The sequence below is a fragment of the Streptomyces melanosporofaciens genome, assembly GCF_900105695.1.
Classification (GTDB): domain Bacteria; phylum Actinomycetota; class Actinomycetes; order Streptomycetales; family Streptomycetaceae; genus Streptomyces; species Streptomyces antimycoticus.
Map to the genome: position 1 here is coordinate 1,367,582 of NZ_FNST01000002.1, position 13,867 is coordinate 1,381,448.

Genomic DNA, 13,867 nt, shown 5'->3' on the forward strand with positions numbered 1-13,867 from the left:
ACAGCCGTACTCTGGCCACCATGAACTGCGGGGAGTTCAGCCAACGAGTCCGCGACCTGCTCCGTGACCGGGACATGAGTGTTCGGGCGGTCGCCCGCCACCTGAACTACGACCACGCCTATCTGTCCCGCGTGCTCTGCGGGAAACAGCAGCCGTCGACGCAACTCGTCACGGCGCTGGACAACCTGTTCAAGACGAACGGGGAACTCGCCGAAATCGCGGTACGAGTAGCACCGCCGACCGTTCCACCGGAAGCTGCTGAATCACCGGCCATCACTGATCGGATACTCAGGCTCAACGAGGCACGCGGAACCGACTTCGCACAGGCCATCCGGGAGACTTCCCATCTACTGGTCGTCCTGGACAACGAACTCAGCGGAGTATCCATCGCCGAGCCCGCAGGCCGCGCGTTCAAGGTCGTACATCGGCGGCTCGGAGCCGGAGACTACGATCCCCGATACGAGCGCGATATTCAGTCGGCGGCCGCCGAACTCGCCGAAATAACCGGCTGGGCTCTTTTTGACGCGGAAAGAGACGGCGCCGCCCGGCGCTTCAACCAAGAGGCGCTGTTCCTCGCGAATCTCTCGGGAGACCGCTCCATCGCACTGCTGACGCTGCAGAACATGGCGATGCACAGTGAATGGCGCGGACGGAACCAGGAGGCGCTGTCCATCGCCCGGTCGGTGCTCAACCGTAGACGGCTGTCCCCGCGCGTCGAGGCGATGTTCCGTATGCGTGAAGCGAAGGGACTGGTCGGCACGGGACGTACGTCGGATGCCATCGAGTCGCTTCAACGCGCCCGCTCGCTCATCGAGGACGGTAACGACGTTGGCGAACCGGACTGGTCATGGTGGTTGACCGACAGGGAAATTGACGGCCACTGGGGTCACACACTTCAGATCGCCGGTGACGTGCAGAAAGCCATCGAGCGGCTACTGCAATCCGCACAACCGGGGCGTGGCGTCGCGACCGGCTACGCAAGCATGTCATCCGCACGGCTCGCACAGTGCCTGCTGGACGTCAGTGCCTGGCGCGACGCGGAAGACGTCGTCAGCTCCCTGATCACCGCCGCACCCGGCATCTCCTCGGGGCGGACCCTCCGCCTCATCGGTCACGTCGCCAAGCAGCGCGAAAGGCTGAACGGTGCACCGCAAAGCCTCACCGATACTCTTGAGCACCTGGGAGAAAAGCTCGATGAGGATCCCTTCACCCTGTAGTGCCGACACCCCCAGCCACGTTCACCGATGGGCGGCCAGCACTGCCGCGAGGCCCTCTTGTAGGTCCTTGACGAAATACTCGGGAACCTCCAGCGACGGGAAGTGCCCCCCGATGTCGGCCGACCTCCATCGGACGATCTGCCGGTACCGCTCCTGTGCCCAGGGGCGCGGGCACTTCTCGATATCGTGGGGATACACAATGATGGCCGACGGGACGTCGACGCGAAGTTCGGGGTCGAGCGAGAGGTGGCTCTCGTAGTAAATGCGGGCCGACGATGCGCCGGTCCGCGTCAGCCAATACAGGGTGACGTTGTCAAGAAGCCTGTCCAGGGAAATCGTCTCGAACGGGCTGTCTTCGGTATCCGTCCACGCGGCGAACTTGTCGAGGATCCAGGCGAGCAGCCCGACCGGTGAGTCGACGAGCGAGTAACCGATGGTCTGCGGTCGGGTCGCCTGCTGCTTCGCGAACGCCGCGCGGGGGCCATCCCAGAAATCACGCGTTTCCTCGGTCCACTTGCGCTCGGCCGCCGTCAGCCCGTCCGTGGTCAACCCCGGCGGTGCCTGCGCGGTCGTTGTGTGGATGCCGAGAACGTGCTGCGGGAACCTGCCGCCGAGGACCGTGGTGATCGGACCTCCCCAGTCGCCGCCGTGGGCTGCGAACTTGCTGTAGCCGAGCCTTCCCATCAGTTCCACCCATGCGGCCGCGATCTTTTCGAGTCCCCACCCGGTGGTGGCCGGCTTGTCGCTGTAACCAAAGCCCGGCAACGACGGGACCACGACGTGGAACGCCGGCGCGTCCGCATCTTTCGGATTTGCCAGCTCGTCCACTACGTCGATGAACTCGGCGATGCTGCCCGGCCAGCCGTGCGTCATGATCAGAGGAGTGGCATCCGCGCGCGCGGAGCGGCGGTGCAGGAAGTGGATTCCCAGACCATCAATGGTCGTGCGGAACTGGCCGATCCGGTTGAGGCACTCCTCGAACGCCCGCCAGTTGTACCCGGTGCGCCAGTAGTCCACGACATCGACGAGGTCGGCGAGCGGAACGCCCTGGTCCCATCGGCGAGGGTCCGGCGCGGCGCGATGGACCGTCTCGACCTCCGGTAGCCGCGCCGCGGCCAATCGCGCGCGTAGATCGTCGAGGTCGGCGTCAGTGGCGTGGGCTTCAAAGGCTTGTACGTCGCTGGTCGGACGGGGCATGAGCTCTCCTGGCCATCGTGGAACCGGCTAAGCCGGTTCTAGCAGTCCTCCGAACCACACGGCAACCCCCTAAGGTGGTTCCATGCGTGCTCGGTTCCCTGACTTCCGCCTCGGTAGCGTGCTGGCGACCAGCTTCACGGGGACTCTCTCGGAGCGTCATGGCGACGCCGTGGAGCGCATTCCCACGCCGCACCGACTCGTCGACTGGCTGACGGTGAACGGCCTCGCCGTGGACTCCTGCACCACTGCCCAGCTCGACCTCGCCCGGGAACTGAGGGAGTCGATTCACGCCGCCGCGACAGCGGCCGCGAACCAGGAAGATCTCCCGGCGTCCGCTGTCCACGTCATCAATGACCGCAGCGCTCAGGGTCGGGCCGCGGCGATCCTGACGCCCGAGGGCAAGCGGCAATGGCGGCTCAGCTCGGCTTCCTGCGTGGAAGATGCCCTCGGCGTGATCGCCGCCGACGCGATCAGCATCATCGCGGGCGAACGAGACGGAAAATTGGCCTTGTGCGCATCACCAACCTGCCAAGCCGCCTTCTTCGACACCAGCCAAAGTCGCAGCCGCAAATGGTGTGACATGAACACGTGCGGGAATCGTCAGAAGAAAGCGCGCTTCCATGCCAACCAGCGCAAAAAGCCCAGATCGGCGGAGTGATCCGGGGCGTCGGGCGGCACCGATGGTGCGGACTCTCGCCGCGGCCGGCACGACGCCGTGCGCGCCGCGGCGCCACGGTGGGATCAGGGCGCCGCGTCCTGGGCGGCCGGGGTGAGTGTGGTGACGAATTCGTCCAGCCGCCGACGGCTGATGATCCTCTGCTGGTCGACCAAGCCCTCGCCGACCCACTCACACCAGCTCGGGCTGCGGCTCCGGTTGCAGCGCCGGTGCGGTCTTCGGCTCCCACAGCCTGGTGGTCCGTACGTAGCCGTGGATCACTGAGCCCATCGCCAGCAGGAGAAGGGGGCCGAACAGCCACGGATGTCTGGCCATCTCCATCGGCAGATAGCGGTAGGAGACCAGGAGCGCGGCGAAGACCGCCGTGCCATGAGCGACCAGCTGGATCCCGGACCGGTCCCAGCCACGCGCGAGCGCGCGCAGCGCGGTCTCGATCGTGAGGGCGAACACCACGCCCGCGATGAGGTCCACGCCGTAGTGGTAGCCGAATCCCAGCGTCGCGCCGAGCGTCGCGATCAGCCAGAACGTGCCGGCGAAGCGCAGCAGACGTGGGCCCTGGCGGGAGTGAATGAAGATCGCGGTGGCCCACGCCGTGTGCAGGCTGGGCATGCAGTTGCGTGGCGTGATCTCGTCGAAGGGCATCGGGTGCGGGACGCTGATGGGCGGCGGCGTGTGCGGCCACAGGTTGGCCAGCGCCCAGTGCTCGCCGCCGGTGCCGAAGGCGCCCGCGCCGTAGGCGAAGATCGGTCCGACCACCGGGAAGATCATGTAGATGGCCGGCCCGAGGAGGCCGATGGCCAGAAAGGTACGCACCAGATGGTGGCCCGGGAAGCGGCGCTCGACCGCCACGTTGCGCAGTTGATACACCGAGACGATGACCGCGGCCACCGGAAGCTGAATGTAGACGTAGTCGAGAACATGGGCGCCGATCGGGCCCATGGCGTCGACGATCCGGCCTGCCAGCCACGACGGGTTGCCCAGCGCGTGATCGGCGGTCGCCAGGTAGGGATCGAGCACCGTCGGTCGGGACTTCGCCGTGATGAGCAGCCAGGTGTCGCCGGTCTTACGGCCGGCCACCAGCAGCAGCCCCAGTCCGACACCCTTCAGCAGCAGGGCACGTTCCCGGCCGGTACGGCGCGTGAGGGCGATGACCACACAGCCCAGCATCGCCCACAACGCGCCATTGCCGAAGGGGTGCCCTTCGGTCACCTTCGCGTCGGCCACCCACCGCACCAGGAAGATGACGAGGTCGATGCCGATCGCGGCACCTGCCGCGATGAACCGCTCCCGCCAGGTGAGCACCACCATCATCAGGCCCATACCGGCGTACAACAGAAAGCCCGATTTGGGGGCAAATACAATCTCTTGCGCCTGATTGGTCATCGGCCCCGGCAGGCCGTAGCGGCGCGCGGTGATCTCCAGCGCGACGAAGAATCCGAGGGCCACCACACCCGCCGCGGCGTACAGCATCGCCCGTGGTCGACGCCACGTGGTGAACGCAGCCATGCGGCTTATTCGGGAAATCACCCGCGATGCTATAGATATCAATGCTTTGGCCGATTTGCTAGATGTTGGGTATGGGTCGCCCTTCGTACCGGATAGCGCCGATTTCCGGCGATGGGCGGACGATGGGGGTTCTCGTCGTGGGGTCCGATCATGTTAACGGAGCGCTGCGGGCGGGTGCCGTCGCGGCACCGCAGCGCCGTGGCCCCCAGCCGGTCGCGAGGCTTCCCCGGGGTCGGCGGGCACCTCCGTGCGCCGACCCCACCCGCCTTTTTTTCAAAATTGCCTGAAACAAGTTCTCGTCCATGAGGCGGCGTTCGGCCCGAGGGTAGGGTCAATCCACCGACCCGGAAACACATTCGGACAGAACGAAAGAACGTGCGCAAATGATGGCATCCCCCACTGCCACCGAGAGCGAAACCAAACGATCGACCACCGTGCGCGCCGGAGAGGCGAGCGGTGACCGCATACGTTTGAGTGTCTACGACATGCTCATCGGGCTGGTCTACACCCCACGTACCTTTTTCTACCGCGAGACGCTCGACGGCGAAGCGCTGCGCGCCTCCCTCAGCAGAACACTGCTCAACTTCCCGATGGTTTCAGGCCGCATGAAGAAGGATCCCGACGGCCGCCTCAGCGTGCTCTGCGACGACGCCGGTGTGCGCTTCATCGAGACACACGCGGCCGAGCCCATGCCGGATCATGGGCCTCATCACACGGCGAAAAAGGGCATCAATCGCTATCTGAGTCAGGTCAACCCGCTCCAGGTGGTCGACGGCGACACACCGCTTTTCACGGTGAAGCTCACCCATATGAAAGGCGGCGGCTCGGTTCTGGGTGTCAACATGAACCACGCCGTGGCCGACGGATCCGCCTATATGCGGTTCATGGAGAGCTGGTCGAAGGAGCATCGAGGGCTCGGTTACCCCGCGCCCGGCCATGACCGCGGCCTCATCGACGCCCTCGCGGCGCCGGTCGCGGGTGACGCCCGGCCGGACAACGACCACTTCACGGTCACCAAGCGCGGCCGGAAGTCCGTTTATGTGGCCCGCATCCTGCTGAGCAGCATCGCCAAGGTGACGACGATGGTGACCACCCGCTTCACCGCCGCCGAACTGGCCACCATGAAGGACGCCGCGATGGCCGACCTCGCGGGCACGGAGCGGTGGGTGTCGACCAATGACGCGCTGACCGCCCATCTCTGGAAAGTCCTCGGCGCATTGCGAGACCGCCCCGACACGAGCATGGAAAAGCTGGGCCTCCTCGCCGACTTCCGTGCTTTCGGCGGCGGGGCCGTACCGGACGGCTACTGGGGCAACACCGTCACCAACACCCGGCCCGGGATGCCCGCGGCCGAACTGCGCTCCCGCCCTCTCGGCGAGGTCGCCATGGCGGTCCGCGCGGGCTATGCCGAGAACACGGAGGAGAAAATCCGCCAGGAAACGGCATTCCTCTGTGCCGAATACGAGGCGGGACGCCTCAAGCGCATCCTGCCCACCATGACGCTCGACAAGTTCGAGAACACCATCGTGATCAACAACTGGTCGAAGCTCCCCTTCTACAGCCTCGACTTCGGAGCGGGCACGCCCTTCTGGTACGACGTCCCGGCGCTTCCCACTCCCTGGACGGTACTCATAGCGCCGACTCCGGCGGACGAGCCCGGTGGCCGCGATGTGCATATGGCAGTGCCCCGCGCATTGGTCCAGACCCTTCAGGAACAGGCTTGGACCGACCGGTTCCACTGTTACGCGGATTCCGGCGAGGCCTCCGCGCTGACTTTCGGATCGCCCAAAGCCGGAGGGTGAGGAAACCGAAAGCGGAGACAGCGGAAGACCCTGGGCCGTGGGGGCCGGCGCCCCCACGGCCCGTATGAGCCGCCCCCTGCCGGCCCTGTCCCCCTGTCCGGATCCCATCGGTCGCGGTCAGGGCCCCGTGCCCCGGAACGGTCGGTTCACGTAGTGTCATGGCGTGTACGGGAGTGTCAGCGAAAAACCAGCGCCCGCCCGTGGCAACGGGCAGCACATCCTGGTCGTCGACGATGAGTCGCGAATCGCCGAGCTGCTCTCGACCACCCTTGAGCTGGCCGGTTACCGGGTCGGCACCGCGGCCACCGGCGGAGAGGCGCTCGATCGGGTCGGGCGGGAGCGGCCCGACCTGGTGATCCTCGATGTGATGCTGCCTGACCTGGACGGCTTCACGGTGTGCCGCCGCCTGGTCGCGGCCGACGAGAACCATCCGCCGGTGCTCTTCCTCACCGCCCGCGACTCGCTGGACTCGCTGGTCACCGGCCTCGGCATCGGCGGGAACGACTACGTGACCAAGCCGTTCCGGATCGCCGAGGTGCTGGCCCGGGTGCAGGCTCTGCTGCGCACCCGCAACCGGCGGCGGGAGGAGCCCTCGCCGCGCTACGCGGATCTGCTGCTGGACGAGACGACCCGTCAGGCGCGGCGCGGTCGGCGGGCGCTGGAGCTGACTCCGGCCGAGTTCCGGCTGCTGCGCTATCTGCTGGTCAACGCCGGTCAGGTGCTGTCCAAGGAGCAGATCGGCGAGCATCTGTGGGTGGCGGACCACCGGCGGTACGGGGACAACGCCATCGAGAAGCTGGTCTCCCGGCTCCGCCACAAGGTCGACGAGACCGGGCCCGCCCTGATCCACACCCGCCGCGGCTTCGGCTACTGGCTCGGCCGGCTCGCCTCCCCATGAGCATGAACGAGCGGTCGTATGGATAAGGACTGCGGGGACGGCCGGCGCCATGGCGAGGAGGCGTACGAGCGCCAGCAGCGGCTGGAGGTCCTGCTGCACGAGCTGCGCACCTCCCTGACCACCATCCGCGGCTGGGCCGAACTCCCGCTGCAGGGGCTCAGCGACGACCCCGAGCTGATGGTGCGCGCCCTGCGCCGGATCCAGGACGAGGCCGACCATATGCACCAGGCGGTCCAGCAGGTGTTTCCGCGCGCGGACACCTCCTGGGTACGGCCGCTGGACGCGGAGCCGGTGGATCTGCGGGACGTGGCCGACGAGGCGGTGGCGGATCTGGGGCTGCTCGACCCCGAACGCCCCATCGCCCGCGAGAACTCCGGCCGGCCGACCCTCGTCGCCGACAACCGCATGCTGCGGCACGCCATCCGCAATCTGCTGGGCAACGCGCTGCGGCACACCCCCGCCGGATCCCCGGTGACCGTGGCGGTGCGCGGCCCGGTGGCCGGGTCCGGTGGGCGGCCGCAGGTCGAGCTGTCGGTCAGCGACCAGGGGCCGGGCATGAGCCCGCACGACATCGCCCGGCTCACCTCCCCCCGCTCCGAGGACCGCCGCATCGAGCTGGGCGGCGGCCTCGGTCTCTCCATCGTGCGGCGGGTGGTCGAACGGCACGGCGGCGAGGTGAGCGTGCACAGCGCACCGGACCGCGGCACCACGGTCACCGTGGCCTTCCCCACAGTCAGCGTTTCGTCAGGTAACTGACCGGAGGGCGTCAGGTCGAGCGGGTTCGCTGGCATCGTCCCCGTAACGCGAAAGGTTCACGTCCCCCCTGACGCGAAGGTGCACGCTCCGCTCCCATCGGAATCCCCCACCCGAGGAGAGACATGACCGAGACGCTGGCAGAGACCACGGCCGAGGCGGAAGAGCCGCTTCCGGAGTTCCCGATGCCGCGGGCGAACGGCTGCCCCTTCGCCCCGCCCCCGACCGCACGGGCGCTGCACACCGAACGGCCCGTCACGCGGGTGCGGCTGTGGGACGGCAGCGCCCCCTGGCTGGTGACCCGGTACGCCGACCAGCGCGCCCTGCTCGGCGACCCGCGGGTCAGCTCCGAGGCCACCCGGCCCGGCTTTCCGCATGTGAGCGCCGGCTTCCGCGAGAACGCCGGTCGGCGGCGCTCCTTCATCACCATGGACGACCCCGAACACGCCCGGATCCGCCGGATGGTCACCGCACCGTTCGCCATCAAGCGGGTCGAGGCGATGCGGCCCGAAATCCAGCAGATCACCGACGATCTGATCGACTCCATGCTGGCCGGGCCGACCCCGGTCGACCTGGTGCGCGCGTTGGCGCTGCCGCTGCCGTCGCTGGTGATCTGCCGGCTGCTCGGAGTGCCGTACGAGGACCACGACTTCTTCCAGCGCAACAGCTCGCTCCTGATCAACCGTAACTCCACGACCGAGGAGGTGGTCGGCGCCAACGAGGCGCTGACCGACTATCTGGACGAGCTGGTCAGCGCCAAACTCGCCAACCCCGCCGACGACATGCTCTCCGAGCTGGCCGCCCGGGTCACGGCCGGGGAGCTGACCCAGCGCGAGGCCGCCAATATGGGTGTGCTGCTGCTGATCGCCGGCCATGAGACCACCGCCAACATGATCGCCCTCGGCACCGTCGCCCTGCTGGAGAACCCCGACCAGCTCGCCGTCCTGCGGGAGACCGACGACCCGAAGGCGGTCGCCAGGGCCGTCGAGGAACTGCTGCGCTATCTGACCATCGTGCACAACGGCCGGCGCCGGGTCGCGCGGGAGGACATCGAGATCGGCGGCGAGACCATCCGCGCCGGGGACGGGATCATCGTCTACACCGGCACCGGCAACTGGGACGCGGAGGTCTTCCCCGAGCCCGAGCGGCTGGACATCGGCCGCGACGCCCGCCGCCACATGGCGTTCGGCTTCGGCGTCCACCAGTGCCTGGGCCAGCCGCTGGCCCGGGTGGAGCTGCAGGTGGTCTACGGCACGCTCTACCGCCGTATCCCCACACTGCGGCTGGCGACCGGAGTGGATCAACTACCGTTCAAGGACGACGGTTTGGTCTACGGCGTCTACGAACTACCCGTCACCTGGGCGTCTTGAGCAGCGGAGGCAAGGGAGTCACCATGCGTGTGGAAGTCGATGTTCCCAAGTGTGTGGCGTCGGGTCAGTGCGTGATGATCGCACCCGATGTGTTCGACCAGCGGGAGGAGGACGGCATCGTGATCCTGCTGGACGAGCAGCCCGCGTCCGAACTCCACGCCGACGTGCGGGAGTCCGCGGTGGTCTGCCCGGCGGCGGCGATACGGGTGGTCGAGAAGTGAAGCACGTGGTGGTGGTCGGTGGATCCGCCGCCGGTCTGGCGGCGGCGGAGACGCTGCGCCGGGAGGGGTACGAGGGCACGATCACGCTCATCGGCGATGAGCCGTACCACCCGTACGACCGGCCACCGCTGTCCAAACAGATCCTCGGCGGGCAATGGGAGCCCGACCGGGTGCCGCTGCGCGCGCCCGCCGACCTGGACGCGCTCGGCCTCGATCTGCGCCTCGGGGTCGCCGCGACCGGCCTCGACCTCGCGAGCCGTACGGTCGCGCTGGCCGACGGGGAGCGGGTGCCGTACGAGGGCCTGGTCATCGCCACCGGTGTCCGCCCGCGCCGGCTGCCCGGCGACGGGAACGGCGACGCGGAGGGCGACGGCGGGGGGCGCGCGCATGTGCTGCGCACCCTGGACGATGCCCTGGCCCTGCGGGACCGGCTGGGCCCGGGGCGGCGGCTGGCGGTGGTCGGCGCCGGGTTCCTCGGCGCCGAGGCGGCCGCCGTCGCCCGGGGGCTCGGCACGGAGGTGACGCTGCTGGAACCGGCACCGGTGCCGCTGGCCCCGGCGGTCGGCGAGCGGGTCGGCCGGGTGCTCGCCCAGGCCCACCACGACCACGGCGTCGATCTGCGCACCGGCGTCATGGTGGCCGAGGTGGCCGACGGCGGGGTGCGGCTGGCGGACGGCACGCTCGTCGAGGCCGATGAGGTGCTGGTCGCGATCGGCTCGGTGCCCAACACCGGCTGGCTGGAGGGCAGTGGGCTCACCCTGGGCGACGGCCTGGAGTGCGACGAGTACAGCGCCGCCGCGCCGGATGTGTACGGCGCGGGGGATGTGGCCCGCTGGCACAACCCGCTGTTCGGCACGGCGATGCGGATCGAGCACCGGACCAACGCCACCGAGCAGGGCATGGCGGTGGCCCGCAACCTCCTCCGCCCGGACGAGCGGCGGCCGTTCGCGCCGGTGCCGTACTTCTGGTCGGACCAGTACGACCTCCGGATCCAGGCCCATGGCCATCTGCGCGGCCATGAGGAGGTGGCGATCGTGGAGGGCGCCCTGGAGGAGCGGAAGTTCCTGGCCGTCTACCGCTCCGGGGACCGGGTGGCCGGTGTGCTGGCCGTCGGGATGCCGCCGAAGGCGATCCGCACGTGGCGGCAGGCGGTCGCGACGCGGGCCGCGTGGCGGGACGCGGTGGGGGAGCTGGTGCCGGAGGGGGCGTAACCGGTTCGGCGGCTGCAGGCCGTGGCCCGGCCCCGGAAATTGCCGGGCGGGCCGCGCCGGGCCTTGCTACGGTCATCGGCATGAAGCGCGCTGCCATCGCTGCCCTCGTCGCCATGACGACGACGCCGGAGAGTGTCCCGGCGCGCTGATCGATGTTCTGATCCGAAGCCCCGGGGCGAGTGCCCCGGGGCTTCGCCGTGCGGTCACTCGCCCGATTTCCACCGGCGTTCGCCACGCCACCGAGGAGACCGCGATGTCCGACCACCGCAAGCTGGGCCGTGAGCTGGGCCTGTTCGACACCGACCCGCTGATCGGCGCGGGGCTGCCGTACTGGCTGCCCGACGGCGCGACCGTACGGCACACCCTGGAGGAGTACATCCGCGACGCCGAGCGGCGGGCGGGCTACCGGCATGTGTACTCGCCGGTGCTCGGCAAACGGGAGCTGTACGAACTGTCGGGGCACTGGTCGCACTACAGCGACGACATGTTTCCCCCGATGGAACTGGGCGCGGAGCCAGGTGCGGAGCAGGTCGTCCTGCGTCCGAGCCTGTGCCCCCACCATGCGGTCATCTACCGCTCCCGCGGCCACAGCTACCGCGAACTGCCGCTGCGGATGGCCGAGTTGGGCGGCATGTACCGCTCGGAGCTGTCGGGGGTGCTCGGCGGGCTGACCCGGGTCCGGTCCATCCAGCTCAACGACGCCCATATCTTCTGCACCCTGGACCAGGTCGCCGACGAGGCGGCGGGCGCCCTGGAGATGATCCGCCGGGCGTACGAGGCGCTCGGCATCACCCCGGCCCGCTATCGGCTCTCCCTCCCGGGCCCCGGCGGCAAGTACGTCGCCGCCCCCGAGATGTGGCGCCGCTCGACCGCCCTGCTGACCGACGTCCTGGACCGCTCCGGTCTGCCGTACGAGGCGGTGGAGGGCGAGGCCGCGTTCTACGGCCCCAAGATCGATGTGCAGGTCGCCGACGGGGCCGGCCGGGAGTCCACCCTGTCCACCGTCCAGGTCGACTTCCACCAGCCCGAGCAGTTCGATCTGCGCTACATCGGGCCGGACGGCGCCCGGCACCGTCCGGTCATGGTCCACCGCAGCATCATCGGCAGCGTGGAACGGGCCGTGGCCCATCTCATCGAGGAGCACGGCGGGGCCTTCCCCGCCTGGCTCGCCCCCACTCAGCTGGTGGTGCTGCCGATCTCCGAGGCCGAACTGCCGCCCGCCGAGGCACTCGTCCGGCGGTGCGTGGACCTCGGGCTGCGCGCGGAGCTCGCCGGACCGGAGCGCGGCAGCCTGGGCGCCCGGATCCGGGAGGCCCGCCTCGTGCCCTACCAGGCCGTCGTGGGCGCCAGGGAGGCCGACGACGGCCGGGTGGCCCTGCGGCTGCGGGACGGCCGCAGGCTGGACCCGCTACCGTCCGACGAGGCGCTGGCCCGTGTCGGCGCGCTGGTGGCGGCGCACAGCACCGAGCTGTGGGATGCGGTGTAGAGGGTGTCCGACGGATCGTGGCGCCTGCGGCGGGCTGTTCCCCTCCCCGCCCCTTCCCGAAACTGGGGCTCCGCCCCAGCCCCCACCGGGGCTTCGTCCCCAGACCCCGGGGGTCCGCGGCCGAAGCCCCTGCGCTGTGGCGAAGCCGCATAGTGATGCTGCGGCGTTACCCGTCCCAGCCCCTCCGGCGATTGAGGAGCGGGGTCCGGGGCGGAGCCCCGCCGGGGTCCGGGGCGGGAGCTCCCGTTTCGGGAAAGGGCGGGGTGGGGGCCGATCAGCCGCCCAAAGACTCCCGCAGGGCGGCGACGAGGCGGGTGGCGCGGGCGTCGCCATGGCCGATCATGCGGTTGGCCACATAGGCGAAGCCCACGCCGAACTCGTCGTCCCCGAAGGCGAATTGACCGCCCGCGCCGTCGTTGCCGAAGCTGCGCTCCCCCAGCATCGGCCGGAAGGACGGCGAGTCGAGCAGAAAGCCCGAGCCCCAGCGCGCTCCCATGTCGAAGCCCAGCCATCCCTTGCCGGACGAGATCTCACGGACCGCGTCCGTCACGGTCTCGGGGCTGAGCAGCCGCCGATGGCCCTCGATACCGGTCACGGCCGCCGCGTACAGCCCGGCGAGCCCGCTCGCCGACGCGGTGGCGCCCGCGCCGGGCAGCTCCATGCCGAGCAGCTCCGGGTCGTTCCATCCGTGCGGCTCCTCCAGGCCGGGGAAGGCCAGCGCGCCGTTCATGGTCACGATGCGGGTCAGCAGATGCTCGGGGCCCGGCATCCCGGGCCGCCCCTCGGCCTCGACCAGCCGGGCCCGCCCGCCCCTCTCCGCCGTCGGCAGCCCGATCCAGGCCCGCAGCCCCAGCGGATCCGCCACGGCCCGGCGGAAGTACGCGCCGGGGGTGTGGCCCGTAATCCGCCGGATGACCTCACCGATGAGGAAGCCGAAGACATGGCCGTGGTACTCGTACGACATGTCCGGCTCCCACAGCGGGGTCTGCCCCTCGATGGCGCGGATCACCGGCGCCCAGTCGGCGATCTCCTCGAACGTCAGCACCCGGTCGAGCACGGGGACCCCCGCCCGGTGCCCGAGGACCATCCGGCAGGTGATGGCCTCCTTGCCGTACCGGTCGAACTCCGGCCAGTACCGGCTCACCGGGGCATCGAGGTCCAGCCGCCCCTCCTGGGCGAGGAGGTGGGCGCAGACGCTCACGATGCCCTTGGCGCACGAGAACACCGGCACGACGGTGTCCCGCTCCCACGCCCGCCCGCTCCCCTGGTCCGCGACCCCGCCCCACAGCTCCACGACCTTGCGGCCACCGGCGAAGACGGTGACGGCCGCCCCGAGTTCGGGAAACTCCTCGAAGTTCCGCGCGAACACCTCGGCGACGCCACCGAACCCCTCATCGGCCCACCCGCTGTACCGCTCCATCGTGCCCCGCCCCTTCACGGCCCCTGGCCGGCCCTGTCCGAACCTGCCCGGCCCTGCCTGAACCTGCCTGCTCACAACCGCGCCACGGTAGGCCGTGACCCGTCCCCCGT

At 69.5% G+C, this 13,867-nt stretch carries 12 protein-coding genes; 9 read left to right on the forward strand and 3 right to left on the reverse strand.

The genetic code is table 11. The annotated features are described in order from the left end of the window. The first annotated feature begins 20 nt into the window (after window positions 1–20). Complete coding sequence (locus tag BLV72_RS08750; RefSeq protein WP_093461379.1) at window positions 21–1,217, forward strand: helix-turn-helix domain-containing protein; 1,197 nt, start codon at window positions 21–23, stop codon at window positions 1,215–1,217. Between the two features lie 21 nt (window positions 1,218–1,238). Here BLV72_RS08750 and BLV72_RS08755 read toward each other — a convergent pair whose 3' ends face one another. Beyond that, a complete protein-coding gene (locus tag BLV72_RS08755) occupies window positions 1,239–2,414 on the reverse strand; it encodes an epoxide hydrolase family protein (protein ID WP_093461380.1) in 1,176 nt (391 codons plus the stop codon). A gap of 82 nt (window positions 2,415–2,496) precedes the next feature. Here BLV72_RS08755 and BLV72_RS08760 point away from each other — a divergent pair, with 82 nt between their 5' ends. Further along, window positions 2,497–3,072 (forward strand): CGNR zinc finger domain-containing protein, encoded by a 576-nt coding sequence (locus BLV72_RS08760; RefSeq protein WP_093461381.1) that lies wholly within the window; start codon window positions 2,497–2,499, stop codon window positions 3,070–3,072. A gap of 189 nt (window positions 3,073–3,261) precedes the next feature. Here the strand turns inward: BLV72_RS08760 and BLV72_RS08765 are convergent, their stop codons facing one another. Then, on the reverse strand, window positions 3,262–4,596 hold the full coding sequence (locus tag BLV72_RS08765; protein WP_244320703.1) for a phosphatase PAP2 family protein: 1,335 nt from the start codon (window positions 4,594–4,596) through the stop codon (window positions 3,262–3,264). A gap of 386 nt (window positions 4,597–4,982) precedes the next feature. Here BLV72_RS08765 and BLV72_RS08770 point away from each other — a divergent pair, with 386 nt between their 5' ends. The 7 genes from BLV72_RS08770 to thrS all read left to right on the forward strand — a co-directional run bounded on the left by BLV72_RS08770 (window position 4,983) and on the right by thrS (window position 12,337). Further along, the gene (locus tag BLV72_RS08770) at window positions 4,983–6,398 is read left to right on the forward strand and encodes an acyltransferase (RefSeq protein ID WP_167746331.1); all 1,416 of its coding nucleotides are present in this window, start codon (window positions 4,983–4,985) and stop codon (window positions 6,396–6,398) included. Window positions 6,399–6,561: 163 nt separating this feature from the next. Then, window positions 6,562–7,296, forward strand: a complete 735-nt coding sequence (locus BLV72_RS08775; RefSeq protein WP_093461385.1) for a response regulator transcription factor — start codon at window positions 6,562–6,564, stop codon at window positions 7,294–7,296. Between the two features lie 18 nt (window positions 7,297–7,314). Next, window positions 7,315–8,052 (forward strand): sensor histidine kinase, encoded by a 738-nt coding sequence (locus BLV72_RS08780; RefSeq protein WP_093461387.1) that lies wholly within the window; start codon window positions 7,315–7,317, stop codon window positions 8,050–8,052. A gap of 122 nt (window positions 8,053–8,174) precedes the next feature. Further along, entirely contained in the window at window positions 8,175–9,419 is a 1,245-nt protein-coding gene (locus BLV72_RS08785; RefSeq protein ID WP_093461388.1) for a cytochrome P450, read from the forward strand. Between the two features lie 23 nt (window positions 9,420–9,442). After that, entirely contained in the window at window positions 9,443–9,640 is a 198-nt protein-coding gene (locus BLV72_RS08790; protein ID WP_093461390.1) for a ferredoxin, read from the forward strand. After that, entirely contained in the window at window positions 9,637–10,851 is a 1,215-nt protein-coding gene (locus BLV72_RS08795; protein ID WP_208905591.1) for an NAD(P)/FAD-dependent oxidoreductase, read from the forward strand. The genes BLV72_RS08790 and BLV72_RS08795 overlap by 4 nt, the downstream gene beginning before the upstream one ends. After that, entirely contained in the window at window positions 10,739–12,337 is a 1,599-nt protein-coding gene (gene thrS / locus BLV72_RS08800; RefSeq protein ID WP_342030657.1) for a threonine--tRNA ligase, read from the forward strand. The genes BLV72_RS08795 and thrS overlap by 113 nt, the downstream gene beginning before the upstream one ends. 274 nt (window positions 12,338–12,611) lie before the next feature. On the opposite strand, the gene BLV72_RS08805 is transcribed toward thrS, so the two are convergent. After that, window positions 12,612–13,757: a serine hydrolase domain-containing protein gene (locus BLV72_RS08805; RefSeq protein WP_093461393.1), complete on the reverse strand. Its 1,146-nt coding sequence runs from the start codon at window positions 13,755–13,757 to the stop codon at window positions 12,612–12,614. Window positions 13,758–13,867: the final 110 nt, after the last annotated feature.

Coding starts and splice junctions, on each gene's coding strand:
- BLV72_RS08750 (WP_093461379.1), top strand. CDS start 21: ATGAACTGCGGGGAGTTCAGCCAACGAGTCCGCGACCTGCTCCGTGAC.
- BLV72_RS08755 (WP_093461380.1), bottom strand. CDS start 2,414: ATGCCCCGTCCGACCAGCGACGTACAAGCCTTTGAAGCCCACGCCACT.
- BLV72_RS08760 (WP_093461381.1), top strand. CDS start 2,497: ATGCGTGCTCGGTTCCCTGACTTCCGCCTCGGTAGCGTGCTGGCGACC.
- BLV72_RS08765 (WP_244320703.1), bottom strand. CDS start 4,596: ATGGCTGCGTTCACCACGTGGCGTCGACCACGGGCGATGCTGTACGCC.
- BLV72_RS08770 (WP_167746331.1), top strand. CDS start 4,983: ATGGCATCCCCCACTGCCACCGAGAGCGAAACCAAACGATCGACCACC.
- BLV72_RS08780 (WP_093461387.1), top strand. CDS start 7,315: ATGGATAAGGACTGCGGGGACGGCCGGCGCCATGGCGAGGAGGCGTAC.
- BLV72_RS08785 (WP_093461388.1), top strand. CDS start 8,175: ATGACCGAGACGCTGGCAGAGACCACGGCCGAGGCGGAAGAGCCGCTT.
- BLV72_RS08790 (WP_093461390.1), top strand. CDS start 9,443: ATGCGTGTGGAAGTCGATGTTCCCAAGTGTGTGGCGTCGGGTCAGTGC.
- BLV72_RS08805 (WP_093461393.1), bottom strand. CDS start 13,757: ATGGAGCGGTACAGCGGGTGGGCCGATGAGGGGTTCGGTGGCGTCGCC.